We start from the raw sequence: 25481 nt of genomic DNA, 5'->3' as shown, positions 1-25481 counted from the left end.
CCAGGGCAGCACTCCCGTTGCCTTGGCGTTTTTGGCGAAATCGGTTATTGAGAAAGGAACGACACGATGGAAATCGCAGAGATTCGCACCACCCTCGCAGACATGCGAGCCAAAATAAATCACTTTAGGGGGTCGCTTTGACCTCGATGCCTTGAACGAACGCATCGCTGAAAATGAAGGTCGCATGGCCGAGCCGGGCTTTTGGGACGATCAAGAAAACGCGCAAAAGCTGATCGACCAGAATAATCAACTTAAGGTCAAGCACGATAACTTCATTGCTTTGCAGAGCAAGCTTGACGACCTTGAAGTGGCGTTTGAACTGCTTCAAGAAGAGCCGGACAAGGAGCTGCAACAGGAGCTTGAACGCGATATGGCGGCCTTGCAGGACAAGCTCAGCACCTACGAAATGGCGCTGCTCCTCAACGGTAAGTACGATCACAACAACGCGATCATTGAAATTCACCCCGGCGCCGGCGGCACGGAAGCGCAGGACTGGGGGTCCATGTTGACGCGCATGTACGAGCGGTGGGCTGATCAGAACGGCTACGCAGTTGAAGTAGCCGATTATCAAGCCGGCGACGAAGCGGGTATTAAAAGTGTCACGCTGCTCATTAACGGGGAGAATGCGTACGGCATGTTGCGGTCGGAAAAAGGGGTGCACCGGCTGGTGCGCATCTCCCCGTTTGACGCGGCCGGCCGCCGTCACACGAGTTTTGCCTCGGTCGACGTCATGCCTGAGTTGGATGACACCATCGACGTGGACCTGCGGCCGGAAGACATCAAGATGGAGGTCTTCCGCTCCAGCGGGGCCGGTGGTCAGCACATTAACAAGACCTCCAGTGCGGTCCGACTGATTCACATTCCAACGGGCATTGTGACGTCCAGCCAGGCTCAGCGCAGTCAGTTCCAGAACAAGGCCACCGCGATGGCCATGCTGAAGGCCAAGCTTTATCAGCGTGAGCAGGAGAAAAAGGCAGAGCAGGCTGCGGCCATCAAGGGCCAGCAGATGGATGTGGCATTTGGGTCACAGATTCGCTCGTATGTCTTTCACCCTTACACCATGGTCAAGGATCACCGCACGAATTATTCGACCAGCAACGGCCAGGCCGTGATGGACGGCGCGCTCAATCCGTTCATTTACGCTTATCTGCAGTGGGAGCTCGCCAATGCCAACCCGGCGTAACGAAATGTAATCTGGCTGCAATCAGTCTGACGTATTGCTTTGCTATACTCAGCGATAGTGTTCAAATAAAGGAGCGAAGTCATGATTCAGATGAAAAACGTGATGAAGCAGTACGACAACGGCGTCATCGCGATCAAGGATTTGAGTTTGACCGTCGACCCGGGGGAATTTCTTTACGTGATTGGGCCCAGTGGTGCCGGTAAGTCGACTGTCATCAAGATGCTTTACCATGAATTGAAGCCGACTAGCGGCACCATTCAGGTCGGCAAGTACGACCTGGCTAAAATGGCGCCCAAGGAAGTGCCTTATTTTCGGCGTGGCATCGGCATTGTGTTTCAGGACTTTAAACTGCTGCCGCGGTTGACGGTGTACGAAAATGTCGCCTATGCCATGCAAGTGGTTGAGACCAAAGAGGCCGACATTAAGCCAAGGGTCCTGCATGTGCTGAAAATGGTCGGCCTGGAGCAAAAAATCCGGCGCTTCCCTAACGAGCTCTCCGGTGGGGAACAGCAGCGGGTGTCCATCGCCCGCGCGATTGTCAACGCGCCTGACGTGGTGATCGCCGATGAGCCAACCGGGAACCTGGATCCGGACACCTCGGAAGGCATCATGGATATTTTGGAAAAAATCAACTCGGAAGGCACCACTGTCATCATGGCGACTCACAACCGCGAGATCGTCAATGAACGGCCGCATCGCCTGCTGGAAATCGCCGGCGGCAGGCTGGTTCGCGACGAGCAAGGGGGCAGCTACAGCGATGAAAACTAATATTTTATTGCGTCACGTCAAGGACTCCCTCAAGAGTCTGAAACGCAACGGCTGGATGTCGGTGGCGGCAATTTCTGCCGTGACGGTCACGCTGCTGTTGGTCGGAATCTTCCTTGCCCTGCTGCTGAACGTTAACCGCGTTTCCACACAGGTCGAAAATGATGTGCGGGTTCGCGTATACATCCAAAAAGGCACCACCAAGAAGCAACAGGATCACTTGGAGCAGGAACTGAAGGGCTTAGCTAAGGTCAAGAAAGTCACCTACCGCTCTGCCGGTCAAGAACTCAATTCCATCGTTGGTAGTTACGGCTCACAGTGGGCGATGTTCCGCGGCGATCAGAATCCACTGAACAATATCTTCATGGTCGATACTGACTCTGCCAAAGATACGATCAATGTTGCCCGGCGCGCAGAGAAAATGAAGCATGTCTCGGAGGCCACATACGGCGGGAACACGGCCAAAAAGCTGTTCCGGACAGTTTCGACGATTCAGCGGTGGGGCGCGTTCTTCATGATACTGCTGCTGTTCGTGGCGGTGTTCCTGATTTCCAACACGATTCGCATCACGATTTTGTCGCGGCGTGACGAGATCAAGATCATGCGCTTAGTGGGTGCGACAAACGCGTACATTCGCTGGCCGTTCCTGCTTGAAGGGGCCTGGACTGGATTGTTTGGCTCCTTGCTGCCGATGCTGCTGGTCGACTTTGGCTACGGCCTGGTGGCGCAAAATGCCCACTTCACCGAGGCGGTTAACGGCTTTTCCCTGTACCCGAACATGCCATTTCTGCTTTGGCTGGACCTGGGGATGGCCCTGATTGGGATCATCATCGGGGCGCTCGGGTCGGTCGTTTCCATGCGTCGTTACCTGAAAGCCTGACTGATTGATTTGCTTGCAACCGTTTCGCCTAGAGGCGAGGCGGTTTTTTGCTGGCGTGGGCGTTTGGCGCAGTGAAAATACATGCTATACTTACGATGAATAGTGAGGAAGGTGCGTATGGGACAATTGCTGGTTACATTATTTTTAAGCCCGGTCACCCTGGTGGGACTGCTGGTCGCCTTGTTTTGGCGCAGCCACCGGTTTCGTCAGGAGCGAGCGGTGTTTGGCACCAGCATTGACCGTCTCTGGACGAATTGGTGGGCCGGCTTGCTTGGCGGTATTGCTGGCGGACTGGTCCTTAGCGTGGCCTTGGTTTTGCTCGGGGCAATGCTTCCGCACCCGGTGCTGCTGGCCTTGATTGTGCTTAACGTGGTCGCACTGCTGCTGGCCGGACTCGGTTTTGCGCCATGGTTCGTGGCGCTGGCCGGGCTGGTGATTCTGCTGCCGCCGTGGCTTGGCCCGCTTGCCAAGCCAGCCGGCTGGGCGGCCGGGTATGCCGCGCTGCTCGCTGGCCTCTGGCTGGTTAACGCGTTGCTTCTGCGCTTCATGAATCCGGCTGTGGATGTCCCAAAGCTGCGCCCAGGCAAGCGTGGTGCCCGCATTGCCACGTATAGTCGCCGGCAGTGGTACTGGCTCCCACTCGTGCTGCCGGTGGCCGGCGACTGGCTGCCCGCGTTTGGCTGGTGGCCGCAGCTGGGAATTGGCTCGGTGCACTTCGCGCTTGTGGGTTTGCCCTTGGTGATCGGCGCAGCGCTGACCACCAAAAAGCAGCTGCCCACGCACGCGACCGACGCCTGGTCCTGGCAATACCTAGGCGCCGGGCTGGTCGCGCTGGTTGTTGCCGCGCTTGTTTACTGGCGCCCAGCGGCCGGTCAGATGGCGGTGTTCACCTTAGCCGCGTTGGGCGTCATCTTGGGCCTGGCCAACTGGGCGGCGACTCGGCGTGGGACCGGTCTGATTTCACAAACCAGTGCCGGCGTGCGGCTCGTTGCCGTTCAGCCGGATACGCCAGCCAGCAAAATGGGCCTGGCCGCCGGCGATATTGTCCCGACCTGCAATCATCTGCCGGTTCACACCGAGGATGAATTGTATGCGGCCTTGCAAACGTCGCCCACCTACTGCCGGCTAAAGGTGATGCGTCTTGACGGGGCCATCAGGCTGACCGAAACGGCCATTTTTAACGGGGCGCCACACGAACTGGGAATGATCACATTTGCGGAGGAACAAGCATGAAGAGAATTCTTGTCGTCGATGATGAACCAGCAATTGTTACCCTGCTTCAGTACAACTTGGAAAAAGAGCACTACGATGTGACCACCGCAGAGGATGGGGATACCGCCCTGAGTCTCGCGCTTCAGCAGCATTTTGATTTCATCATTTTGGACTTGATGCTGCCAGGTTTAGACGGCCTTGAGGTGACCAAAAAGTTGCGGGCTGCTAACCTGGAGACGCCGATCATGATCTTGACGGCCAAGGACAGTGAAACGGATAAAATCGTGGGTCTGGAACTTGGGGCTGATGACTATGTCACAAAGCCATTTTCCCCACGCGAGATTATTGCCCGCATCAAGGCGATTGAGCGGCGTATCGACACCCCGCGGCAAAGCGGCCCGAAACCGCCGGCCCAGGCGCTGGTGGTCGGTCAGCTGATGATTGATCCCGAGAATTATCGCGCTAGCAAGGCCGGGGTGCGCCTGCAGCTCACTCCCAAAGAATTCGAGCTGCTGGTTTATTTTGCCAAGCGTGTGGGTAAGGTGCTGTCACGCGATGCGCTGCTGAACGGCGTGTGGGGGTTTGAGTACCCGGCCGCGACGCGGATGGTGGACATTCAGGTCAGCCACTTGCGGGATAAGATCGAACGCGATCCAAAGCATCCAGATTACATCAAGACGGTGCGCGGATTTGGTTATCAGATGGAGGCGCCTCATGAGTAAGCATGTTCGGCGCATTGCCTGGGTTAGCATACTCGCTATCGCAGGCTTTTTTGCCTTGTGGATGGCGATCAACCGTGTGTTGTACGCCCAGCAAGGCGCCCATCTCGCTTCGCTTTACCAAACGTTCAGCGATTATCAAGGAACCGTCGCAACTAAGCGACTGGCAGCGGATAACCACGTCACCTTTACCGTGCTCGACGGCAAGACCACAGGGACGCGTGCAAAGCTGTTGACGAAGCTGGTGGACCAGCAGCGAACAATCATGGGCCACACCACGACGATGAGTGTGGCTGGTCAGCCGGAACAAGTTTACGTGGGTCGCCGCAACAATCAGTTTGTCGGCGTTTGGCAGCGGCGCGCGACTTTGTTTGAGGCCGCCCCGACTGTCGCTTGGGGCATGATTGTGGTGACCATTTTCGGGCTGGCGGCATTGCTAATGCTGATGCAGCGCCGCCACCGGTACTGGGTCGGTCATCTAGATAAAATGACTGGCAACCTGGCCCGCATTGAGGCCGGCGGGGTGCCGGAGTCGATTATTTTGACCCCGGATTCACCGTTTCTGGCCATGGGCAAGCAAATCGAATCGCTGCACGCCGCCACGGAAGATCTGCGGTCGAAAGCGGAGATCCGGCAGGCCACGTTTGGCCGCCTCATTGATCACTTGCCGCTGGGCGTGATGCTGTTGGACGCAAACCGCCAGGTCCTGCTCGCTAACTCGGCCATGGCGGCGCTGGTTGGTCACCCGATACTGGAGGCCAAGCATGATTATTTTGACGATATCAAAACTTATCGCTTGGCCAGGATGATTGAACACACCTATCGCAATCAGAAGACGCACCACAAGGAACTGACCATGCTGAACACGCAAAAGTCGGTCGACGCCAGCGTGATCGCACTGAACCGGGGAACCAGTGACCTGCAGGTGCTGGTCATCTTGTATGATGTGACCTACTTGCGGCAGGTCGAGCAGATGCAGCTGGATTTTGTTGGCAATGTGTCGCATGAGCTGAAAACGCCAGTGACGGCGATCAGCGGGTTTGCCGAGACCTTGCTCGCGGGGGCTAAAGACGATCCGCAGACGCTGGATCAGTTTCTGCACATTATCTACGATGAAAGCTCACGGCTGACGCAGCTAATTACGGACATCTTAACGCTCTCGCGCCCGGATTCCGGCCAAGTCCAGGCCAAGCCGGTGAATGTGCAGGCGCTGGTCACAGACGCCCTGCAGAGCCTGAAGCAGCCGATCGCAGAAAAGCAGCTGACCATCAACGCCGATGTGCCGGACGATTTGGCCATCACCACGGTGCCGGCGAAATTTTCTCAAGTGGTCAGGAACCTGCTAAACAACGCTGTGTTTTATAATCGCAAGGACGGCGTCGTTACGGTGACAGCTAAAGCCGACGAGAAAAATCTGAAGCTCAGCGTGCAGGATACGGGGATCGGCATCGCAGAAAATGACCAGGAGCGGATATTTGAACGCTTCTACCGGGTCGACAAGGCCCGCAGTCGGCATAATGGCGGCACCGGCCTCGGCTTGGCCATCGTCCACGATATGGTACTTCAGCTCGGCGGGGACGTGACGCTGAATAGTCAGCTGGGCGTGGGCTCGACGTTCACGGTCACCCTCCCGTTGACTGATTTACCCAGCTTTTACAAAGGATGAGGCAACAATTTACATGTGATTGATACACTCGTCTTGTTATGTATTGACGCTGAAAACACTGCACTTGGCCGAAGACGGTCGTGGAGGGGTGAACATGAAGAAACGTCATCTTTTATTTCTCGCCTTAGCCGGGCTGCTCGCACTCGCTGGCTGTGGGACGAGCCAAAGCAGCGGTGAGTCCATTACCGCGGTCGGGTCCAGCGCGCTGCAGCCACTGGTTGAAGCAGCGGCTGAGCAATACCAAACCGATCACGTCGGTGTGTTCATCAACGTCCAAGGCGGCGGGACCGGGACCGGCCTGTCGCAGATTCAACAAGGGGCCGTTGAAATCGGAAACTCGGATCTGTTCGCCGAGGAGAAGGCCGGGATCAACGCCAAAAAACTAGTGGACCACAGAGTCGCGGTCGTGGGCATCACGCCGATTGCCAACAAAGCAGTCGGGGTCAAAAATCTGACCGTGGTCCAACTGCGCCGGTTGTTCACGGGTGAGATCACGAACTGGAAACAGGTCGGCGGCAAGGACTTGCCGGTGGTCGTCGTCAACCGGGCACAAGGCTCAGGGACGCGTGCGACGTTTGAACGGTGGGTGCTGGGCGACCGGCAGCCGATGCCGGCGCAGGAGCAGGACTCGACAGGGATGGTGCGCTCGATTGTGGCTAGCACGCCAGGGGCGGTGTCGTACGTCGCGTTTTCATACGTGGATAGTTCGGTGCGTGCGCTGGCACTGAGCGGGGTCAAGCCGACGGACCAGAACGTCACCACGAACGACTGGCCAATCTGGTCGTACGAGCATATGTACACCAAGGGCCAGCCGCACGGGTTGACCAAGCAGTTTTTGGCCTACATTCAAAGCGCCAAGATGCAGCAACGACTCGTTAGCAAAATGGGGTATATCCCGATCACCGCGATGAAGGTCACGCGGGATGCCAAGGGGAACGTGATCGATAAGCAGGGGGAAAAGTCCAATGGATCCAATTAAAGCCGCAATGCTCAAGCGCTCCCGCTCTGCTAAGCTCGAGCAGCGGGGGAAGCTGATCAGTCTGTTTTGCATCAGTTTGATTGTGATCGTGGTCGCCGCCATCTTCTTCTTTGTGGCGTCCAGAGGCCTAGCAACGTTCTTCGACAACAAGGTCAACTTGTGGTCATTTCTGAGCAAAAGTGTGTGGTCGCCAGCGGTCAATGACGCTCACGGCAACCCCCAGGTCGGGGCACTGCCCATGATTGTTGGCTCGTTTGGGGTGACTTTTCTGTCGGCGGTGGTCGCGACGCCGTTTGCGGTGGGTGCGGCGATTTTTATGACCGAGATTTCGCCTAAAATGGGTAAGAAGATTTTGCAGCCGGTAATCGAACTGCTGGTGGGTATTCCCAGTGTCGTTTACGGGTTCATCGGGCTGTCAGTCGTCGTGCCGGCGATTCGCCACGTTTTTGGCGGCACCGGCTTTGGGATCTTGGCCGGGACCTTTGTCCTGTTCGTCATGATTCTGCCAACGGTGACATCCATGACCGTGGACGCCTTGAACGCCGTGCCGCGGTACTACCGGGAGGCGAGCCTGGCGCTGGGCGGCACGCGCTGGCAAACCATCAGTCGTGTGGTGCTCCGCGCGGCCATGCCCGGCATCTTGACCGGGGTCGTGTTTGGGATGGCGCGGGCCTTTGGCGAGGCGCTGGCAGTGCAAATGGTGATCGGCAACGCCGCCCTGCTGCCGCACAACCTGATCAGCCCGGCGTCGACGTTGACGTCCGTTTTGACTTCAGGCATTGGGAATACTGTCATGGGATCGCTGGAAAATAACGCGCTGTGGTCCCTGGCGCTTCTGCTTCTGCTGATGTCCTTGGCCTTCAACCTCGTGATCCGCTGGATCGGTAAGAAAGGGGAGATGAAGCGATGAACGCGAAACAAAAAGACCGGCTGGCGACGGGTATTTTGTACACGATTGCCGTGCTCATCGTTTTGATCCTGGCGAGCCTGCTGGGGTATATTTTGGTTCAGGGCCTACCGCATGTTTCCTGGCATTTTCTTACCAGTCCGGCCAAGGCTTTCGAGGCTGGCGGCGGGATCGGCATCCAGCTGTTCAATTCGTTTTATCTGCTGCTGCTGGCCATGCTGATTTCAGTGCCCATTTCACTTGGGGCCGGGATTTACCTGGCGGAGTACGCCAAGGCTAACCGGTTGACAGACATCATCCGGACCGCAATCGAAATTCTGAGCTCGCTGCCATCGGTGGTCGTTGGCCTGTTCGGCTTTCTGGTCTTTGTGCTGCAATTTCATTTTGGCTTCTCGATTTTGTCCGGGGCGCTGGCGCTGACCATGTTTAACCTGCCGCTTTTGACGCGGAATATTGAAGATTCGCTGCGGCAGGTCGATTTTGCCCAGCGGGAGGCTGGTCTAGCGCTGGGGCTTTCGCGCTGGGAAACCGTGATTCACGTGGTCATCCCGGAAGCACTTCCCGGTATTATCACCGGGATGATTCTGGGCGCCGGCCGCGTCTTTGGCGAGGCTGCGGCGTTGATCTACACCGCCGGGCAAAGTGCCCCGGCGCTGGATTTTACCGACTGGAATCCTTTGAACATTGCCAGCCCGCTGAATATTTTCCGGCCGGCCGAAACCTTAGCCGTGCATATCTGGAAAATCAACTCCGAGGGCATTCAGCCTGATGCGGCGGCGGTATCCGCCGGCGCCAGTGCGGTGCTGATTCTCGCCGTGCTGCTGTTCAACGTCCTAGCCCGGTTCTTGGGCCAGCGACTCTACAAAAAAATGACCGCCGAATAATGGCGAGGAGGGTGCCGCATGCAAAATTATTCATTGACTGATACCTTCATCAAGCCGTTCGACGAGGGTCAGGAAATTGCGCTGGCCACGCATGATCTGAAGGTGTTTTACGGCGACCACGAGGCCATTCACGGCGTGTCGTTGCCGTTTGAGCGTTACAAGATCACTGCGCTGATTGGCGCGTCCGGCTCGGGCAAGTCGACGTTTTTGCGGTCGCTCAACCGGATGAACGACACCATCGAAGGTGCGCGGGTCACCGGCCAAATCATGTACCGGGACATTGACATCAACTCCAAGCAAGTGGACGTCTACGAGATGCGCAAGCACATCGGCATGGTGTTTCAGCGGCCCAACCCATTTGCCAAGTCGATTTATGACAACATCACTTTTGCGCCGAAACGCTTCGGCGAGCACAACAAAGAAAAACTCGATGAGCTGGTTGAGCAGAGTCTCAAAGACGCCGCTTTGTGGGACCAAGTCAAAGATGACCTGAACCAGAGTGGGCTGGCGCTTTCCGGCGGCCAGCAGCAGCGCTTATGCATTGCGCGCGCCATTGCCATGAAGCCGGATATCCTGCTTCTGGACGAACCGGCCAGCGCGCTGGATCCGATTTCCACATCGACGGTGGAGGACACCTTGCTTCAGCTGAAGGACCATTACACAATCATCATCGTCACCCACAACATGCAGCAGGCGGCCCGCATCAGTGACTACACAGCCTTTTTCTACTCCGGTACCGCGATTGAGTACGACGAAACCAGAAAAATCTTTACGCGGCCGAAAATTCAGGCGACCGATGATTATGTGTCCGGCCACTTCGGCTAGGAAGGGGGAGCTCATGAAAACCAAAGTGATCACCAGCAAAGACGTTCACCTCTTCTACGGCAATTTTGAAGCCCTGACCGGCATTGATCTAGACTTTAACGAACACGAAATCACCGCCATGATCGGTCCCAGCGGCTGCGGCAAGTCGACTTACCTGCGCATCCTCAACCGGATGAACGACTTGATCCCCGGCGTCAAAATCACCGGTGATATCCGGTTGGAAGACCAGGACATCTACGCGCCGGACACCGACGTGGTGGCCCTGCGCAAGCGGGTGGGGATGGTGTTCCAACAGCCCAACCCGTTTCCATTTTCGATTTATGACAACGTGGTGTACGGGCTGCGCCTGGCGGGCGTGAAGGACCGCACCACATTGGACGCGGCGGTCGAAACCAGTTTGAAACAGGCAGCGATCTGGGATGAGGTCAATGATAAGCTCCATGACAGTGCGCTTTCCCTGTCAGGTGGTCAGCAGCAGCGGGTCTGCATCGCGCGCGTACTGGCCGTGCAACCGGAAGTGATCCTGCTCGATGAGCCCACCTCGGCGCTTGACCCGATTTCGAGCACGCAAATTGAAAATATGCTGCTGGAACTGCGGGATCAGTATACAATCATCATTGTGACGCACAACATGCATCAGGCCTCGCGAATCTCAGACAAAACCGCCTTTTTTCTTCAAGGCCGGTTGGTGGAATTCGACGACACAAAGAAAATGTTCCTGACCCCAAAACAAAAAGAGACGGAAGATTACCTGAGCGGCCGGTTCGGCTAAGTTCGGGACCAAGGAGGAAAACGGCATGCGGCGACTATTTTCAGATGAGCTCAATGATTTGCACGCGCGCTTTTCGGAGATGGGCATGATGGTCAATGAGGCCATTTTTGATTCGGTGAAGGCGTTCGTCAATCACGATAAGACGCTGGCGCACTCTGTGATCGACAACGACTTCCACATCAACAAGCGAGAAGTCGACCTGGAAAAACGCAGCTTTGAAATGATCGCCTTGCAGCAGCCGGTGACGTCCGACCTGCGCATGATCGTCACGATCATGAAGGCAAGCTCGGACTTGGAGCGGATGGGCGACCATGCGGTGTCCATCGCCAAGTCTACGATCCGAGTGAAGGGTGAGACTCGAGTGCCCGAAATCGAACGCGTCATCGCCCAGATGGCCGCTGCGGTCAAGGAAATGGTCGAGCAGGTCCTTGATGCATACGTCAAAGAGGACGGCGATGCTGCCCGGCAGATTGCCGAAGAAGACCATGGCATCAATGACTTCTCCAGTCAGATCTACTACCTCTGCATCGATGAGATGACCCGGGATGCCGACACCATTGTGGGTTCGATGGATTACATGCTGGTGTCCTCTTACTTGGAACGCATCGGCGATTATGTGACCAATATCTGCGAGTGGATCTTGTACCTGAAGACCGGCAAGTTGCTGGAACTCAACTCAAACGCGAAAGAAGACGGCTTCTAAATAAAGACTAAAGGCGGGCGACCGCCTTTTTTTGGTCCCCCGCACCTTCTGCTCGAGACGGGGGGCAAAATCAACCTTAGGACCTATGCATTTTTCATGGGGACCGACCATACTATAACTACAAGCAGTAGTCAGAAACCCTGGAGGTAAATCTCATGAATGAACGTGAACGGATCCTAGATTTAGTTAAACAAGGTGTGATCACGAGCGAAGAAGCCTTGGTCCTGTTAGAGAACATGGCCAAGAAGCAAAGCGCGCCACAGGGCGAACAGGCGCAGCCAGCAGGGCAAGCGAGTGAAGCCCGCAAAGCACCTGCTGAAGACTCCGCGCTCACCAAACTGAATACTAAAATTGCCGAAATCAATGGCAATTTGGACGCAACAAGCAACCAGATCAAAAAAACGCAAGCAAAGGTGGCAGCGAATAAGGAACAGATCATCGTGCTCGACACAATGGAAGATCTGGACACGCTGACTCCCGAAAAGTATGAAGAGCGTGGCAGCTTGAAGCGCGAAAACGAGCAGCTGGGCGAAAAGCTGGTCCAGCTTGCCGACCAACAGGAACAGCTTCGCCAGCAGCTGGGCGAGTTGCACCGCCAAAAGCGCGTGTTGACCAAGCAGAGTTTGGCTGGCATTTTGCCCGATGACTGGCAGGATCAGACCAAGGATGCCCTGAATGACCTTGGCAAGACCGTCAGCGTGACCACCAATCAAATTGGGTCGATGGTCAAAAAGACGGTCAGTTCCGTTTTGGACAACGTGGACTGGAAAGACGTCAACATCAAGGTGCCAGGCCTAGCCACTGAGAAGTTCAGCCACACCTTCACCTACCCGAACAGTCAGGCGTCGATCATCGACGTCAAGCTTGCAAACGGTGATGTCACCTTAGTTGAAGGCGAGGGCGCGGATATCACGATCCAAGCGGACATTAAGCTGTACGGCAAGATGGCTGGCGAATCGCCGCTTCAGGCCTTTCTTGACCGAAGCCGGGTCGAAGTAACGGATGATCACCTGATTTTCCAAGTGCCCAACAAACGGATTCAGGCTGATTTGACCATCACGGTGCCGAAGCGCGACTACGATCACGTGTCCCTGCGTTTGCTCAACGGCAATCTGAAGGTCAACAATCTGGCCGGCAAAGACTTCTTTGCCAAGAGCACCAATGGTGACCTGACTTTCTCCGGTTTGACCGCAGTGATGCTGGAAACGGAAGGGGTCAACGGGAGCGTGAAGATCAACGGTCAAGTGCACGACCTGGTGATCGATGCGGTTAACGGCGACATCAAGTTCAAAGGCGATGCCAAGACGCTGGAGCTTAAAACTGTCAACGGGACGATTCGGACGACTTTGGTGAGTGACTTCAAGGCGCTGACGGCCAGTTCTGTTAATGGGGACGTGAAGCTTGCGGTGCCTGCCAGCGTCGCCGTTGCCGGCGAAGCGCGGACCCGTTTTGGCAGCATCAAGAGTCGCATGACCGGCGTGGCAGCCGACGGCAAAACCAAGGCGCTTTCGCTCGATCGGCCGGGAACCGGAGTCGGCACGCTGAAGGCAACGGTGTCGACGGGGACGATTCAGCTCAAAGATACCGATTTGACGAAGTAAAGGGGTGACAAAATGCCACTGTTATTCTTACCCATCATTTTGATCATCGTCGGTGTCGCATTGGTGCTCGTCATCGGTTTTAGCCTATTTGTCGGGATCGCACTGCTCCACATTTTAATTTGGCCCGTTTTGATTGGCCTTCTGATTTGGTGGCTGGTGCGCCGCCAGCCTGGCCGGGCGCCGCGGCCAGACCGGCATGATCACCGCGACTGGCAAACTTACCTCAAGCCGGGGGTCAAACCCGCCGAGCACGTGAAGGAAGAGTCACACCATCAGCGGGAATCCCATCATGATGACTGGAGTGATTTTTAATGGGGTTTATCCGCAAAGTGCTGCTGACCATGGCGGTGTTCATTGTTTACGCCGAACTGCTGCCTAATCAGCTGTATGTGGCCGACTGGCAGGCTGCGCTGGCAGGAGCAGTGATTCTGGGACTGCTGAACGGGCTGCTTAAGCCGGTACTGAAGCTGCTGACACTGCCGCTGACGATTCTGACTCTAGGCCTATCGCTACTGGTGCTGAACGCTTTGATGGTAGTCTTGATGACGCAGTTCGTGCCAGGCATTTCGTTTTTCAGCTTCGGCAGTCAAATGATCTTCGCCTTGATTGTCAGTGTCGTGAATGCGACTTTAGGCGAACCCAGAAGAGATCGCTAAGCGAGAGCCAGGCATGAGTGCCTGGCTTTTTCTGATGGCCGCACCACTGTTAAGTTTTGAGCAGTGATGATACACTGATAGCAATGAATGAAAGGCAGGGTGGATCTAATGGCAGACCAAGTCTCAGTCAAGCAGTTGGTCAAAGACATCAACTTACTCGTGTACAGCGGTGAGCCTTATCTGGCGGAACGTCAGGTGGTCGTGAGTGATATTTCCCGACCGGGGCTTGAACTGACGGGCTATTTCAACTACTATCCGCACGAGCGGATCCAGCTGTTTGGCCGCACGGAAAGCGCCTTTGCCCGCAACATGACGGCTGCTGAGCGGCTGGTGATCCTGAAACGCATGGCGTCCGAAGACACACCAGCGTTTTTGGTTTCACGCGGCATTGCGCCTTTGCCAGAGATGCTCGAGGCCGCGGATGCGGCACACGTGCCGGTGCTTGGGTCAAAGCTGCCCACCACCCGACTGTCCAGTCTGCTGACTGACTACCTGGAAAGCCGCCTGGCCGAACGGCAAAGTATGCACGGCGTGTTAGTCGACTTGTACGGACTGGGCGTCATGATTACTGGTGATTCCGGTGTCGGCAAGTCTGAGACCGCGCTGGAGTTGATTCAGCGGGGGCACCGGCTGATTGCTGATGACCGCGTCGACGTGTACCAAAAAGACGAGCAAACGATTGTCGGCGAGGCGCCAGCCATTTTGGCTCACCTGCTTGAAATTCGGGGGCTGGGCATCATCGATGTGATGAACCTGTTTGGCGCCGGGGCAGTGCGGTCCCACGCGAACATTGACCTGATCGTGCACCTGGAGAACTGGACCAAGGACAAGCAATTCGATCGGCTGGGCTCCGGTGAGCAGAGCCAGCAGATTTTTGACGTGAGCGTGCCGAAAATCACCATTCCGGTCAAAGTCGGGCGCAATCTGGCGTCGATCATTGAAGTTGCGGCGATGAACTTCCGCGCCAAGTCGATGGGGTACGACGCGACCAAGACTTTTGAGAACAACTTAAATCACCTGATCAAATCAAACGAACAGGCCGATCGGGCAGACGCCAAAGATTCGACCGATAGCGAGGGATAGTATGGTTGCAGCATTAAATCCAATTGCACTGAAGCTCGGCGGGCTGGAGATCCACTGGTACGGCGTGATCATCGCCTGCGGGGTATTGCTGGCCGTCTGGCTGGCGACACGTGAAGCAAACGCCCGCGGGATCGGGGAAGATCACATCATCAACCTCGTCCTGTGGGCGTTGCCATTTGCGCTGGTGGGCGCACGGCTTTACTACGTGGCCTTTGAGTGGTCCTACTACAGCGCGCACCCAAGCCAGATTATTGCCATCTGGAACGGCGGTATCGCGATTTACGGGGCACTGATTGCCAGCGTGATCGTGTTTCTGATTTACTGCCGGGTCAAGTGGCTGCCCGCGTGGCTGGTGCTCGACATTGCGGCGCCAACGGTCATGATCGCGCAAAGCATCGGCCGCTGGGGCAACTTCATGAATCAGGAAGCGTTCGGGGCTAAGACCACGCTTGCGTACTTGCGAGGTCTGCACCTGCCGGAATTTATCATTCAGCAGATGAACATCGCCGGTGCTTATCGGCAGCCCACTTTTCTGTACGAGTCGATGTGGAATTTGATCGGGTTTGTGCTGATCATGACGGTTCGCCACCACAAGGGGTGGTTCAAGCGAGGCGAAATTCTGCTGAGTTACGTCATGTGGTACAGCTTCGGGCGTTTTTTTGTCGAGGGTATGCGCACGGACAGCCTTTATTTGATGCCGGGTCTGCGGGTGTCGCAGCTGTTGTCGGTGGTGCTGTTTGTCAGCGCGCTGGCCTTGGTGCTTTGGCGGCGCCACAAGGATGTCCCTTGGTACATGGACGGTTTTTCGCTGAATAACTTATAGGAGTGATCTTGTGACTGATAAAATTGCGGTACTTGGCGCTGGCTCTTGGGGCACGGTGCTGGCCAATTTGCTGGTGGAAAATGGGTTGAATGTTGCCTTATGGACCCATGATCAAAAGCAGGTCCCGGAAATCAACGAGACCCATCATAATCAGCACTATCTGCCTGATTTCGTGCTGCACGAGGGCCTGCGGGCGACTAGTGACCTAGCAGAAGCGGTGGCCGGGGCGACCGTGATCCTGTTTGTGGTGCCGACTAACGCGATCCGCAGCGTCGCCGAGCAGGTCAAACCGCTGCTTCAAGGCCAGCCCATCGTTGCCCATGCGGCCAAGGGGCTGGAGCTGGGCACCAAGCTGCGGGTCTCCGAGGTGCTGGCAGCGGTGCTGCCAGTCGGGGCATACCGTGGGCCCGTGGTGATTTCAGGCCCTAGTCATGCAGAAGATGTGGCCACCAAGGACATCACCACGCTGACTGTCGCCTCATCGAATCTGGCCGCCGCCCAGGCCGTCCAGAAGCTGTTCATGAATGACTATTTCCGGCTGTACACCAATACAGACGTCCTTGGCGTTGAGCTGGGCGCGGCGCTGAAAAATGTCATCGCGATCGGCGCCGGGGCCTTGCACGGGCTGGGCTATGGCGACAATACAAAGGCGGCACTGATGACCCGCGGGCTGGCGGAGATTACTCGATTAGGCACGCACATGGGGGCCAATCCGATGACCTTCATCGGGCTGTCTGGGGTTGGCGATTTGATCGTGACCTGCACCAGCGTGCACAGTCGCAACTGGCGCGCCGGCAATGCGCTCGGGCAAGGGAAAAAGCTTTCAGACGTGCTCGCCAACATGGGCATGGTTGTCGAAGGTGTATCCACTGCGAAGGTGGTGCACGAGTTGGCCAAGGATCAAGACTGCGATATGCCGATTTCCGAAGGCATCTATCAAGTGCTGTACCAGGGTGCTCCAATCAAAACCGTGATTACAGATCTGATGGCGCGCGAAGGCAAACCGGAATTTGACTTTGGGCTGACTTTACAAACCACGCCAAAGCAGGTATAGTAACTAAAGACTTACAAAACGTAAGCAAAAATGCGGCGAAGGAGTGTTTGCCATGGCAAAACAATATGATGTGATCGTGATCGGTGCTGGCCCCGGCGGGATGACCGCGGCGCTGTATGCGTCGCGCGCGAACCTGTCGGTGCTCATGCTTGACCGGGGGATTTACGGCGGCCAAATGAATAACACCGCGGCTGTGGAGAACTATCCTGGTTTTAAGTCGATTCTGGGGCCAGAACTCGGCCAACAGATGTACGACGGGGCCACGCAGTTTGGTGCCGAGTATGCGTACGGGAATGTCACCGATTTGACCGATGACGGCAAAATCAAGACCGTGGTCACAGATGAAGGCGAGTACCAGGCCAAAGCGGTGATCATCGCCACCGGCGCTGAGCACCGTAAGCTCGGCGTGCCTGGTGAGGAAGCATACGGCGGCCGCGGCGTTTCATACTGCGCGGTTTGCGACGGGGCATTTTTCAAGGGCCAGGAGGTCGCCGTGATCGGTGGCGGCGATTCCGCGGTTGAAGAAGGGCTATACCTCGCAGGGCTGGCGTCTAAAGTGACGGTGATTCACCGCCGCGACCAGCTGCGCGCGCAGAAAATCATTCAGCAGCGGGCGTTTGCCAACCCCAAAATGCATTTTGTCTGGAACGCGCAAACTGAGGAAATCTTGGGCGATGACAATAAAGTCACTGGCGTACGTTATCACGACAAGGAAACTGGCGAAGATAAAGTGCTTCCAGCTTCCGGTGTGTTCATCTACGTCGGCATCAAACCGCTGACCGACAGTTTCAAGCACGTTGACGTGCTTGATGACGCGGGCTGGATCCCAACTAACGAACTTATGGAGACCCAGGTCCCTGGCATTTTTGCCATCGGCGACGTTCGGGCTAAGAACCTGCGCCAAATCGCAACGGCGGTCGGTGAAGGCGGCCAGGCCGGTCAAAGTGCTTTTAATTACATTCAAAGTTTGCAAGACGCACAATTACAGGCGGGCGCTGTGCCTTCCGCCGAGCAAAACTAGATTAAAGCTACACCGGTCGCCACTTTTGGCAGTCGGTGTTTTTTCTTGGACGGTGATGAGAGTTGCCGCGTCCTGATTGCATCAAAAACTGGCTGTGCAATAATAAATGAGGGAAAGCCGGGCCTGCGAAGTGTGTGAGGAGGCGTTTGCGCGCGCTTTATTCGTGGTTCGGGGTTACAATAGGCGTGTCAATCGCAGCCTGAATAAAAGACAGGAGCTGATCACATGGGATATAAGGAAAACTACCAGGCGTGGCTGAACGAGCCCACCCTGGATGCAGCGCTCAAAGCTGAGCTGCAAACAATGGATGAGACCACGCAGGAAGAGGCCTTCACGGCGCCGATGAGTTTTGGCACGGCGGGGATGCGCGGCATTATTGGGGCCGGGATCAACCGAATGAACATTTACACGGTGCGGCAGGCGACCGAGGGCCTGGCACGATTCATGGACACCTTGTCAACCGCGCAAAAGCAGCACGGCGTGGCCATTTCGTTCGACTCCCGCTACATGAGCCAGCAATTTGCCCTTGAGGCCGCGGCGGTCCTGGGCGAGCATGAGATTCCAAGCTTTGTGTTCGACAGCCTGCGCCCGACACCGGAGCTGTCTTTTGCGGTGCGTGAACTGAAGACTTACGCCGGCATCATGATCACGGCCAGCCACAACCCGAAACAGTACAACGGCTACAAGATTTATGGCCCGGATGGCGGTCAAATGCCGCCGGAAGAGTCCGACAAGATTACGGCGTACGTCCGGAGTGTCACGGACCTGTTCGGGGTCAAGGTGATGGATGTTCATCAACTGCGGGCGAAGGACCTGATGCACATCATCGGCGAAGGCGTGGACGAGGCCTATTACCGCGCCGTTGGCACCGTGACGATCAACGCGGACTTGGTCAAGACCGTCGGCAAGGACATGAGCCTGATTTACTCGCCGTTGAACGGCACCGGCCGAATCCCCGCTCAGATGGTGCTGCGCAACGCCGGGTTTGAAAACTTCGAACTCGTGTTGCCGCAGTCCACCGCTGACCCGGAGTTCCCAACCACGCCCTTCCCCAACCCAGAATTTCCGCAGACGTTTGACTTGGCCATTGAAATGGGCAAAAAGAGTCACGCGGATGTCCTGATTGCCACGGATCCGGATGCCGATCGCCTCGGCACCGCAGTGTGGACCGGCAGCAGCTATCAGCTGCTGACCGGCAATCAAATCGCCAGTTTACTGCTTCACTACATTCTGGAGGCACGCAAGCAGGCGGGCACTTTGCCGGCCAACGGCGCGGTAGTCAAGTCAATCGTGTCGACAGAGCTGGCAACAGCCATTGCGAAGGATTATGGCGTTGAGATGATCAACGTTGAAACTGGCTTTAAGTTTATCGGCGATCAAATCAAGCAGTACGAGGAAACCGGTAGTCATGAGTTTCTGTTCGGGTTTGAGGAGAGCTATGGCTACTTGATCAAGCCGTTTGTCCGCGATAAGGATGCGATTCAGTCGACCGTGCTGCTCGCGGAAGTTGCCGCGTATTACAAGTCGCAGGGCAAGACGCTGTGGGATGGCATTCAAGCCCTGTACGACCGCTACGGTCACTTTGCCGAAAAGACCGTGGGCTTGGACTTCCCAGGCCTTGAGGGCCCGAAGGAAATGGCTGCTTTGATGACCAAGTTCCGTGAGGAAAGCCCGGCCGAGTTTGCCGGTGTCAAGGTGATTTCGACCGAAGATTACAAGCTTCAGCAAACCACAGACGCCGCTGGTCAGGTGACCCCGATTGCCATGCCCGTATCCGACGTGCTGAAGTACATTTTGGCCGACGGCACGTGGATCGCGATCCGGCCTTCCGGGACTGAGCCTAAGGTCAAGTTCTACGTCGGCACAGTCGCCGATTCCAAAGACGTTGCCGACAAGAAGCTGGCTGCCTTTGAGGACGCCTTGACTGCTTTCAAGAATTCGTAATCATCATGAGGACCTCTTCGGGAGGCCCTTTTTGATTCGCGATGCTGAGCAGGCTTGAATCCTTTCGGTGGGCGTGGTAAGCTGTTCAAAATTTACGTCAGGGGGGCTGCATCATGGGCATGCATCAGTACATCCAGGGGTTAGGTAATTTAGAGACGCTGCGCCGCGCGCCGGGTTTCTTCAAGTACGCTGAGCACAGCGTGGCCGCGCACTCGTTCAAGGTGGCCGAGATCGCCCAGATGCTGGGCGACATCGAAGAGCACGCAGGCAACCAGGTCAACTGGCAGATGTTGTACGAAAAGGCCTTGAACCACGATTACACGGAGCGGTTCATCGGTGACATCAAGACCCCGGTCAAGTACGCCACGCCAGCCTTGCGCGCGATGCTGGCCGATGTTGAAGAATCGATGACTGAAAACTTTATTCAAAACGAGATTCCGGCCGAATACCAGGACATCTACCGCCGCCGACTGGGTGAGGGCAAAGATGAGACGCTGGAAGGGCAAATCCTCAGCATTTCTGACAAGGTGGATCTGCTTTACGAGTCCTTCGGTGAAATCGAAAAGGGCAACCCTGAGCGCGTGTTCGTCAATATTTACACGGAAAGCTTGAGCGTTATCATGAGCTTCGAAGCGCGGCCAAGCGTCCAGTATTTTCTCAAAGAGATCTTGCCGGATATGTTGAACGAGGAGTTTGCCGATCGCGACATGCTGAAGAAGTTGACCCGCTCGGTGATGGCAAAAAAGTAAAGAACGCGAGCACGAATATTTGTTCGCTATGGTATAATAAGTGTCAGTCAAAAGTTGGGATCTCGGTTCCGACTTTTTTGTTGCCAGGCCCATGATAATCGCCCACTGCGGCGGTCGGCCACTGGAGGTAATCAGATGATCACACGAATCGCGGATAAGAAATTTGATTTGGTCTCACCCTATGCACCGGCCGGAGACCAACCCGAAGCCATCGCCAAGCTGACCAAGGGCTTTAAAGACGGCAAAAAAGAGCAGATCCTGCTGGGAGCCACTGGGACCGGGAAGACTTTCACAATGAGCAATGTGATTGCCAACTTGAACAAGCCGACCCTGATTTTGTCGCACAACAAGACGCTGGCAGGCCAACTCTATGGCGAATTTAAGCAGTTCTTCCCGCACAACGCGGTGGAGTACTTTGTTTCCTACTACGACTATTATCAGCCGGAAGCCTATGTGCCAAGTTCTGACACGTACATCGAAAAAGACTCAGCGATCAACGATGAAATCGATAAGTTGCGCCACAGCGCGACGGCGGCCTTGCTTGAGCGCAATGATGTGATCGTCGTGGCTTCCGTGTCCTCCATCTTCGGGTTGGGGTCGCCAACGGAGTACCGCGACCACGTGCTGTCGATTCGCAAGGGCATGGAAATTGACCGCAATACACTACTGCGGCAGCTGGTCGACATTCAGTTTGAGCGTAATGATATCGATTTTCAGCGGGGGCGGTTCCGCGTCCGCGGCGACGTCGTTGAAATCTTCCCGGCTAGCCGGGACGACCACGCGATCCGCGTTGAGTTTTTCGGCGATGAAGTGGATCGCATCACCGAGGTCGATGCCTTGACTGGAGAAGTCGTGGGCGAACGCGAGCAGGTGTCCATTTTCCCGGCGACGCACTTCATGACCTCTGACGACGCCATGGAACGAGGAATCGAAAGTATTTCCAAGGAACTGACCCAGCGGCTGAAGGAGCTGCAGGATCAGGGCAAGCTGCTTGAGGCCCAGCGGCTGGAGCAACGGACCAATTATGATATTGAGATGCTGCGGGAGATGGGTTACACCAACGGCATTGAGAACTACTCGCGCCACATGGAAGGACGCAAGGCTGGCGAGCCGCCGTACACGCTGCTGGACTTTTTCCCGAAAGACTTCATGATCATGGTCGATGAAAGCCACGTCACCATGCCGCAGGTGCGCGCCATGTATAATGGTGACCGCGCCCGCAAACAGACGCTGATCGATTATGGATTCCGCCTGCCTAGCGCGCTGGACAACCGCCCGCTGAAGCTGAACGAGTTTGAGCAGCACGTCAACCAGATCCTGTACGTCAGCGCGACCCCTGGCCCTTACGAACTGGACCGCGTGCCGAAAGAAGACATCGCCGAGCAGATCATTCGGCCAACCGGGCTGCTCGATCCTGAAATCGAAGTACGGCCGATCATGGGCCAAATCGATGACTTGACGTCGGAAATCAATAAGCGCGTCGAGCACAACGAGCGCGTCTTTGTGACCACTTTGACCAAGAAAATGGCCGAGGATCTGACTGATTACCTGAAAGAAGAGGGCATCAAGGTCGCTTACCTGCACTCGGACATTAAAACCCTAGAACGGACCCAGATTATCCGCGACCTGCGGCTTGGCAAGTACGACGTGCTGGTCGGCATCAACCTGCTGCGCGAAGGGATCGATGTGCCTGAAGTGTCTTTGATCGCGATCTTGGATGCGGATAAGGAAGGCTTCTTGCGCGCGGAGCGATCGCTGATCCAGACCATTGGCCGCGCAAGTCGCAACGAGCACGGGAAGGTCATCATGTACGCGGATTCCGTGACGGATTCGATGAAGGGCGCGATCGATGAAACCAAGCGCCGGCGCACGATTCAGATGGCGTTTAATAAGAAGCACCACATCACCCCAACGACCATCGTCAAACCGATTCGGGACGCGATTTCTGCGGTGGACACCAGCGGCAACGCGGATCCGGACAAGGACCGCAGCTTTGCGGAAGTCGATTTGCACGACATGAGCAAGGCCGACCGCAAGCAGCTGATCGGCAACCTGCGGACCCAGATGGAAGCCGCAGCCAAGAAGCTCGACTTCGAGCAGGCGGCCACGCTGCGTGATACGATTTTGGAATTGGAAGCAGAAAAGTGAGGATTTATGGCGAACGATAAAATTGTGATCCACGGGGCAAGAGCCCATAACCTGAAGAACATTGACGTGACGATTCCCAAAAATAAACTGGTCGTCATGACGGGCCTGAGCGGCTCTGGTAAGTCCAGTTTGGCTTTTGACACGCTGTACGCTGAAGGCCAGCGGCGGTATGTGGAGAGCCTCTCGGCGTATGCCCGGCAGTTTTTGGGTCAAATGGACAAGCCGGATGTGGACTCCATTGATGGCCTCAGCCCGGCGATTTCGATTGATCAGAAGACCACTTCAAAAAACCCGCGGTCCACAGTTGGCACGGTGACGGAAATCAACGACTACTTGCGGCTGCTCTGGGCGCGCATCGGCACGCCAATCTGTCCTAATGACGGGACCGTGATCTCCAGCCAGAGCGTTGAGCAGATGGTTGACCGCGTGCAGAAGCTCCCAGACCAGAGTCGCATTCAGATTCTGTCACCAGTAGTCCGGCGCAAAAAGGGCTCACACAAGAAGGTCCTGGAAAAAATTGTGCGTGAAGGCTACGTGCGGATGCGCGTCGATGGTGAGATCATGGACGCTAACGCCGACGTAGAACTGGACAAAAACAAGAATCACGACATTGATATTGTGATCGACCGGATCGTGGTCAAGCACGGGGATGCTGATAATCGTTCGCGCCTGTTTGATTCGTTCGAGGCGGCGCTGCGGCTGTCTGAAGGGTATGCCAACGTGGATGTGATCGGCGGGGAGCCCTTGGTCTTCTCCGAGCATTTTGCTTGTCCCCTGTGCGGGTTCACCATTGGGGTGTTGGAGCCGCGGCTGTTTTCGTTCAACGCACCGTTTGGGGCGTGCCCCGAGTGTGACGGTTTAGGCGAAAAGCTGACCGTTGACGTTGACCTGGTCGTGCCGGATCAGACCAAGTCGATTCAGCAAGGCGCTATTGCGGCCTGGTATTCGGCTTCCTCCACGTACTATCCAGCCATGTTGGAGCAGGCATGCAAGGCGTTTAAGATCCCCATCGATAAGCCGTTCAACAAGCTGACCGACCGCCAGCGCGACATTGTGCTCAACGGCAGCCATGGCAAGCCGTTTCATTTTCATGCCGACTCGGACTTTGGCGGGGTGCGGGATGTGACAGCCCCATTTGAGGGCGTGCTGCCGAACATTGAGCGGCGCTACCACGCCAACAACTCGCCGTTTGGCTCCGACCAGATGCGCCAGTACATGACCGCGTTGGTCTGCCCTGTGTGCCACGGCAAGCGGCTGAACCGGCAAGCTTTGGCAGTCAAAGTCGCGGGCAAAGACATTGCCGACGCCTCGAACCTGTCAATTAAGCACGCGTTGCCATTTTTCCAAAGCATTCAACTGACCCCGACGCAGCAAGTGATTGCTCAGCCCATCGTGAAGGAGGTCAACGACCGGTTGACGTTCTTAGAGAACGTTGGCCTGGACTACCTGACGCTGTCGCGCTCCGCCGGCACACTGTCCGGCGGCGAGGCACAGCGCATCCGGCTGGCCACACAAATCGGCTCGAACCTGTCTGGCGTGCTTTACATTCTGGATGAGCCTTCAATTGGGCTGCATCAGCGCGACAACGCACGACTGATCAATTCGCTCAAGAAGATGCGCGATCTGGGCAACACCCTCATCGTGGTCGAACACGACGAGGACACCATGCTGGCGTCGGATTACCTGATCGACGTCGGGCCCGGAGCCGGGGATAACGGCGGCCACATCATGGCGGCCGGCACCCCGAAGCAGGTGATGCGCTCCAGCAAGTCGCTGACTGGTCAGTACCTGGCCGGGAAAAAGTTTATCCCTGTGCCCGAACACCGGCGGCCGGGCAACGGCAAGGTGATCCGAGTCGTTGGGGCCGCCGAGCACAACCTGAAACACATCAATGTCGACTTTCCCCTGGGCGAGTTCATTGGCGTCACTGGGGTATCCGGGTCCGGCAAGTCAACGCTGGTCAACTCGATTTTGAAGCGCGCCTTGGCTCAAAAGCTGTATCGCAATTCTGAAAAGCCAGGCAAGTACGATAAAGTGCTGGGCTGGCAGAATATTGAGAAGCTGGTCGACATCGATCAGAGCCCCATCGGCCGCACGCCGCGTTCCAACCCGGCGACTTACACTGGCGTTTTCAATGATATTCGCGCCTTGTTTGCACAAACCAATGAGGCGAAGCTGCGTGGGTACACCCAGGGCCGGTTCTCCTTCAACGTCAAGGGCGGCCGCTGCGAGCACTGCAAAGGCGACGGCATTATCAAGATCGAAATGAACTTCCTGCCGGACGTGTACGTGCCTTGCGAGGTCTGCCACGGGACGCGCTACAACTCTGAAACACTTGAAGTGACGTACAAGGGCAAGAGCATTGCCGACGTATTGAACATGACCGTGGACGAAGCGGTGAAGTTTTTTGCGGCAATTCCCAAGATCGCGCGCAAGCTGCAGACTATCGTCGATGTTGGTTTGGGGTATGTTCAGATGGGTCAAAGCGCCACGACGCTGTCTGGTGGCGAGGCGCAGCGCATGAAGCTGGCCTCTGAGCTGCAAAAGATCTCGACTGGGCGGAATTTCTACATTCTGGATGAGCCGACGACCGGGCTGCACACAGACGACATTCGCAAGCTCTTGGATGTCCTTCAGCGGCTGGTCGATGAAGGCAACACGGTCCTGGTGATCGAGCACAACCTCGACGTCATCAAGACCGCTGACTGGCTGATCGATCTTGGGCCGGAAGGTGGCGACGGCGGCGGTCAGGTGATTGCCACTGGCACGCCTGAGCAAGTGGCCAAGGTCAAAGCTTCATATACCGGGCAGTATCTCGGCCCGATCTTAGCGCGGGACAAAGCGCGTGCAGCCAAACAGGTGGTAAGCTAGCCGATTGCCTGACGCCGGGTTTTCCTTGTGCATTAA

General features: G+C 56.2%; 23 protein-coding genes. All 23 read left to right on the top strand.

Annotated features, from left to right (window positions below):
- Positions 1 to 66 precede the first annotated feature (66 nt).
- The 23 genes from prfB (at position 67) to uvrA (ending at position 25445) form a co-directional block, all read left to right on the top strand.
- Positions 67 to 1183, top strand: a protein-coding gene (prfB, locus tag JUF21_RS00615; RefSeq protein WP_203623237.1) for a peptide chain release factor 2 whose coding sequence is annotated in 2 segments (ribosomal slippage) — positions 67 to 138 and positions 140 to 1183 — 1116 coding nt in all. Because the reading frame shifts where the segments join, the coding sequence is not laid out codon by codon here.
- Between the two features lie 81 nt (positions 1184 to 1264).
- Positions 1265 to 1951: a cell division ATP-binding protein FtsE gene (ftsE, locus tag JUF21_RS00610; protein WP_125755028.1), complete on the top strand. Its 687-nt coding sequence runs from the start codon at positions 1265 to 1267 to the stop codon at positions 1949 to 1951.
- On the top strand, positions 1941 to 2828 hold the full coding sequence (gene ftsX, locus JUF21_RS00605) for a permease-like cell division protein FtsX (protein WP_125755027.1): 888 nt from the start codon (positions 1941 to 1943) through the stop codon (positions 2826 to 2828). Before ftsE ends, ftsX begins: the two co-directional genes overlap by 11 nt.
- A 117-nt stretch (positions 2829 to 2945) precedes the next feature.
- Complete coding sequence (locus JUF21_RS00600; RefSeq protein ID WP_203662518.1) at positions 2946 to 4061, top strand: PDZ domain-containing protein; 1116 nt, start codon at positions 2946 to 2948, stop codon at positions 4059 to 4061.
- Positions 4058 to 4762, top strand: coding sequence for a response regulator transcription factor (locus tag JUF21_RS00595; RefSeq protein ID WP_125755025.1), 705 nt, complete (start codon positions 4058 to 4060; stop codon positions 4760 to 4762). The genes JUF21_RS00600 and JUF21_RS00595 overlap by 4 nt, the downstream gene beginning before the upstream one ends.
- Positions 4755 to 6425, top strand: a complete 1671-nt coding sequence (gene pnpS, locus JUF21_RS00590) for a two-component system histidine kinase PnpS (protein WP_203662516.1) — start codon at positions 4755 to 4757, stop codon at positions 6423 to 6425. The genes JUF21_RS00595 and pnpS overlap by 8 nt, the downstream gene beginning before the upstream one ends.
- A 94-nt stretch (positions 6426 to 6519) precedes the next feature.
- Positions 6520 to 7404, top strand: coding sequence for a phosphate ABC transporter substrate-binding protein PstS family protein (locus JUF21_RS00585; protein WP_203662514.1), 885 nt, complete (start codon positions 6520 to 6522; stop codon positions 7402 to 7404).
- Complete coding sequence (gene pstC / locus JUF21_RS00580) at positions 7391 to 8314, top strand: phosphate ABC transporter permease subunit PstC (RefSeq protein ID WP_125755022.1); 924 nt, start codon at positions 7391 to 7393, stop codon at positions 8312 to 8314. Before JUF21_RS00585 ends, pstC begins: the two co-directional genes overlap by 14 nt.
- Positions 8311 to 9195 (top strand): phosphate ABC transporter permease PstA, encoded by an 885-nt coding sequence (pstA, locus tag JUF21_RS00575; RefSeq protein WP_203623233.1) that lies wholly within the window; start codon positions 8311 to 8313, stop codon positions 9193 to 9195. Before pstC ends, pstA begins: the two co-directional genes overlap by 4 nt.
- 18 nt (positions 9196 to 9213) lie before the next feature.
- Entirely contained in the window at positions 9214 to 10020 is an 807-nt protein-coding gene (gene pstB, locus JUF21_RS00570; protein WP_203623232.1) for a phosphate ABC transporter ATP-binding protein PstB, read from the top strand.
- A 13-nt stretch (positions 10021 to 10033) separates the two neighbouring features.
- Positions 10034 to 10792 (top strand): phosphate ABC transporter ATP-binding protein PstB, encoded by a 759-nt coding sequence (gene pstB / locus JUF21_RS00565; protein WP_203662506.1) that lies wholly within the window; start codon positions 10034 to 10036, stop codon positions 10790 to 10792.
- Between the two features lie 25 nt (positions 10793 to 10817).
- Positions 10818 to 11495, top strand: a complete 678-nt coding sequence (phoU, locus tag JUF21_RS00560) for a phosphate signaling complex protein PhoU (RefSeq protein WP_125755018.1) — start codon at positions 10818 to 10820, stop codon at positions 11493 to 11495.
- Between the two features lie 155 nt (positions 11496 to 11650).
- Positions 11651 to 13096: a daptomycin-sensing surface protein LiaX gene (gene liaX, locus JUF21_RS00555; RefSeq protein WP_203623231.1), complete on the top strand. Its 1446-nt coding sequence runs from the start codon at positions 11651 to 11653 to the stop codon at positions 13094 to 13096.
- 12 nt (positions 13097 to 13108) lie between these two features.
- Complete coding sequence (locus JUF21_RS00550) at positions 13109 to 13408, top strand: hypothetical protein (RefSeq protein WP_203623230.1); 300 nt, start codon at positions 13109 to 13111, stop codon at positions 13406 to 13408.
- Positions 13408 to 13752 carry a phage holin family protein gene (locus JUF21_RS00545; RefSeq protein ID WP_203623229.1) on the top strand — a complete coding sequence of 115 codons (345 nt, stop codon included), beginning with the start codon at positions 13408 to 13410 and terminating at the stop codon, positions 13750 to 13752. Before JUF21_RS00550 ends, JUF21_RS00545 begins: the two co-directional genes overlap by 1 nt.
- Positions 13753 to 13860: 108 nt before the next feature.
- Positions 13861 to 14835 carry an HPr(Ser) kinase/phosphatase gene (gene hprK, locus JUF21_RS00540; RefSeq protein ID WP_125755014.1) on the top strand — a complete coding sequence of 325 codons (975 nt, stop codon included), beginning with the start codon at positions 13861 to 13863 and terminating at the stop codon, positions 14833 to 14835.
- A 1-nt stretch (position 14836) separates the two neighbouring features.
- Positions 14837 to 15658, top strand: coding sequence for a prolipoprotein diacylglyceryl transferase (gene lgt, locus JUF21_RS00535; RefSeq protein ID WP_203623228.1), 822 nt, complete (start codon positions 14837 to 14839; stop codon positions 15656 to 15658).
- Positions 15659 to 15668: 10 nt separating this feature from the next.
- Positions 15669 to 16712, top strand: a complete 1044-nt coding sequence (locus JUF21_RS00530; RefSeq protein WP_203662504.1) for an NAD(P)H-dependent glycerol-3-phosphate dehydrogenase — start codon at positions 15669 to 15671, stop codon at positions 16710 to 16712.
- A 52-nt stretch (positions 16713 to 16764) separates the two neighbouring features.
- A complete protein-coding gene (gene trxB, locus JUF21_RS00525) occupies positions 16765 to 17733 on the top strand; it encodes a thioredoxin-disulfide reductase (protein ID WP_203623226.1) in 969 nt (322 codons plus the stop codon).
- A gap of 225 nt (positions 17734 to 17958) precedes the next feature.
- Positions 17959 to 19677 (top strand): phospho-sugar mutase, encoded by a 1719-nt coding sequence (locus tag JUF21_RS00520; RefSeq protein ID WP_203623225.1) that lies wholly within the window; start codon positions 17959 to 17961, stop codon positions 19675 to 19677.
- Between the two features lie 113 nt (positions 19678 to 19790).
- Positions 19791 to 20426 (top strand): YfbR-like 5'-deoxynucleotidase, encoded by a 636-nt coding sequence (locus JUF21_RS00515; protein ID WP_203623224.1) that lies wholly within the window; start codon positions 19791 to 19793, stop codon positions 20424 to 20426.
- Positions 20427 to 20561: 135 nt separating this feature from the next.
- Positions 20562 to 22574 (top strand): excinuclease ABC subunit UvrB, encoded by a 2013-nt coding sequence (gene uvrB / locus JUF21_RS00510; protein ID WP_125755008.1) that lies wholly within the window; start codon positions 20562 to 20564, stop codon positions 22572 to 22574.
- Between the two features lie 6 nt (positions 22575 to 22580).
- On the top strand, positions 22581 to 25445 hold the full coding sequence (gene uvrA / locus JUF21_RS00505; protein ID WP_203623223.1) for an excinuclease ABC subunit UvrA: 2865 nt from the start codon (positions 22581 to 22583) through the stop codon (positions 25443 to 25445).
- Positions 25446 to 25481: the final 36 nt, after the last annotated feature.

Origin of the sequence: Lacticaseibacillus sp. 53-4, from assembly GCF_016861805.1 — a bacterium.
GTDB lineage: Bacteria > Bacillota > Bacilli > Lactobacillales > Lactobacillaceae > Lacticaseibacillus.
This window is presented reverse-complemented; position numbering and strand designations above follow the sequence as displayed.

Coding starts and splice junctions, on each gene's coding strand:
- ftsE (WP_125755028.1), top strand. CDS start 1,265: ATGATTCAGATGAAAAACGTGATGAAGCAGTACGACAACGGCGTCATC.
- ftsX (WP_125755027.1), top strand. CDS start 1,941: ATGAAAACTAATATTTTATTGCGTCACGTCAAGGACTCCCTCAAGAGT.
- JUF21_RS00600 (WP_203662518.1), top strand. CDS start 2,946: ATGGGACAATTGCTGGTTACATTATTTTTAAGCCCGGTCACCCTGGTG.
- JUF21_RS00595 (WP_125755025.1), top strand. CDS start 4,058: ATGAAGAGAATTCTTGTCGTCGATGATGAACCAGCAATTGTTACCCTG.
- pnpS (WP_203662516.1), top strand. CDS start 4,755: ATGAGTAAGCATGTTCGGCGCATTGCCTGGGTTAGCATACTCGCTATC.
- JUF21_RS00585 (WP_203662514.1), top strand. CDS start 6,520: ATGAAGAAACGTCATCTTTTATTTCTCGCCTTAGCCGGGCTGCTCGCA.
- pstC (WP_125755022.1), top strand. CDS start 7,391: ATGGATCCAATTAAAGCCGCAATGCTCAAGCGCTCCCGCTCTGCTAAG.
- pstA (WP_203623233.1), top strand. CDS start 8,311: ATGAACGCGAAACAAAAAGACCGGCTGGCGACGGGTATTTTGTACACG.
- pstB (WP_203623232.1), top strand. CDS start 9,214: ATGCAAAATTATTCATTGACTGATACCTTCATCAAGCCGTTCGACGAG.
- pstB (WP_203662506.1), top strand. CDS start 10,034: ATGAAAACCAAAGTGATCACCAGCAAAGACGTTCACCTCTTCTACGGC.
- phoU (WP_125755018.1), top strand. CDS start 10,818: ATGCGGCGACTATTTTCAGATGAGCTCAATGATTTGCACGCGCGCTTT.
- liaX (WP_203623231.1), top strand. CDS start 11,651: ATGAATGAACGTGAACGGATCCTAGATTTAGTTAAACAAGGTGTGATC.
- JUF21_RS00550 (WP_203623230.1), top strand. CDS start 13,109: ATGCCACTGTTATTCTTACCCATCATTTTGATCATCGTCGGTGTCGCA.
- JUF21_RS00545 (WP_203623229.1), top strand. CDS start 13,408: ATGGGGTTTATCCGCAAAGTGCTGCTGACCATGGCGGTGTTCATTGTT.
- hprK (WP_125755014.1), top strand. CDS start 13,861: ATGGCAGACCAAGTCTCAGTCAAGCAGTTGGTCAAAGACATCAACTTA.
- lgt (WP_203623228.1), top strand. CDS start 14,837: ATGGTTGCAGCATTAAATCCAATTGCACTGAAGCTCGGCGGGCTGGAG.
- trxB (WP_203623226.1), top strand. CDS start 16,765: ATGGCAAAACAATATGATGTGATCGTGATCGGTGCTGGCCCCGGCGGG.
- JUF21_RS00520 (WP_203623225.1), top strand. CDS start 17,959: ATGGGATATAAGGAAAACTACCAGGCGTGGCTGAACGAGCCCACCCTG.
- JUF21_RS00515 (WP_203623224.1), top strand. CDS start 19,791: ATGGGCATGCATCAGTACATCCAGGGGTTAGGTAATTTAGAGACGCTG.
- uvrB (WP_125755008.1), top strand. CDS start 20,562: ATGATCACACGAATCGCGGATAAGAAATTTGATTTGGTCTCACCCTAT.
- uvrA (WP_203623223.1), top strand. CDS start 22,581: ATGGCGAACGATAAAATTGTGATCCACGGGGCAAGAGCCCATAACCTG.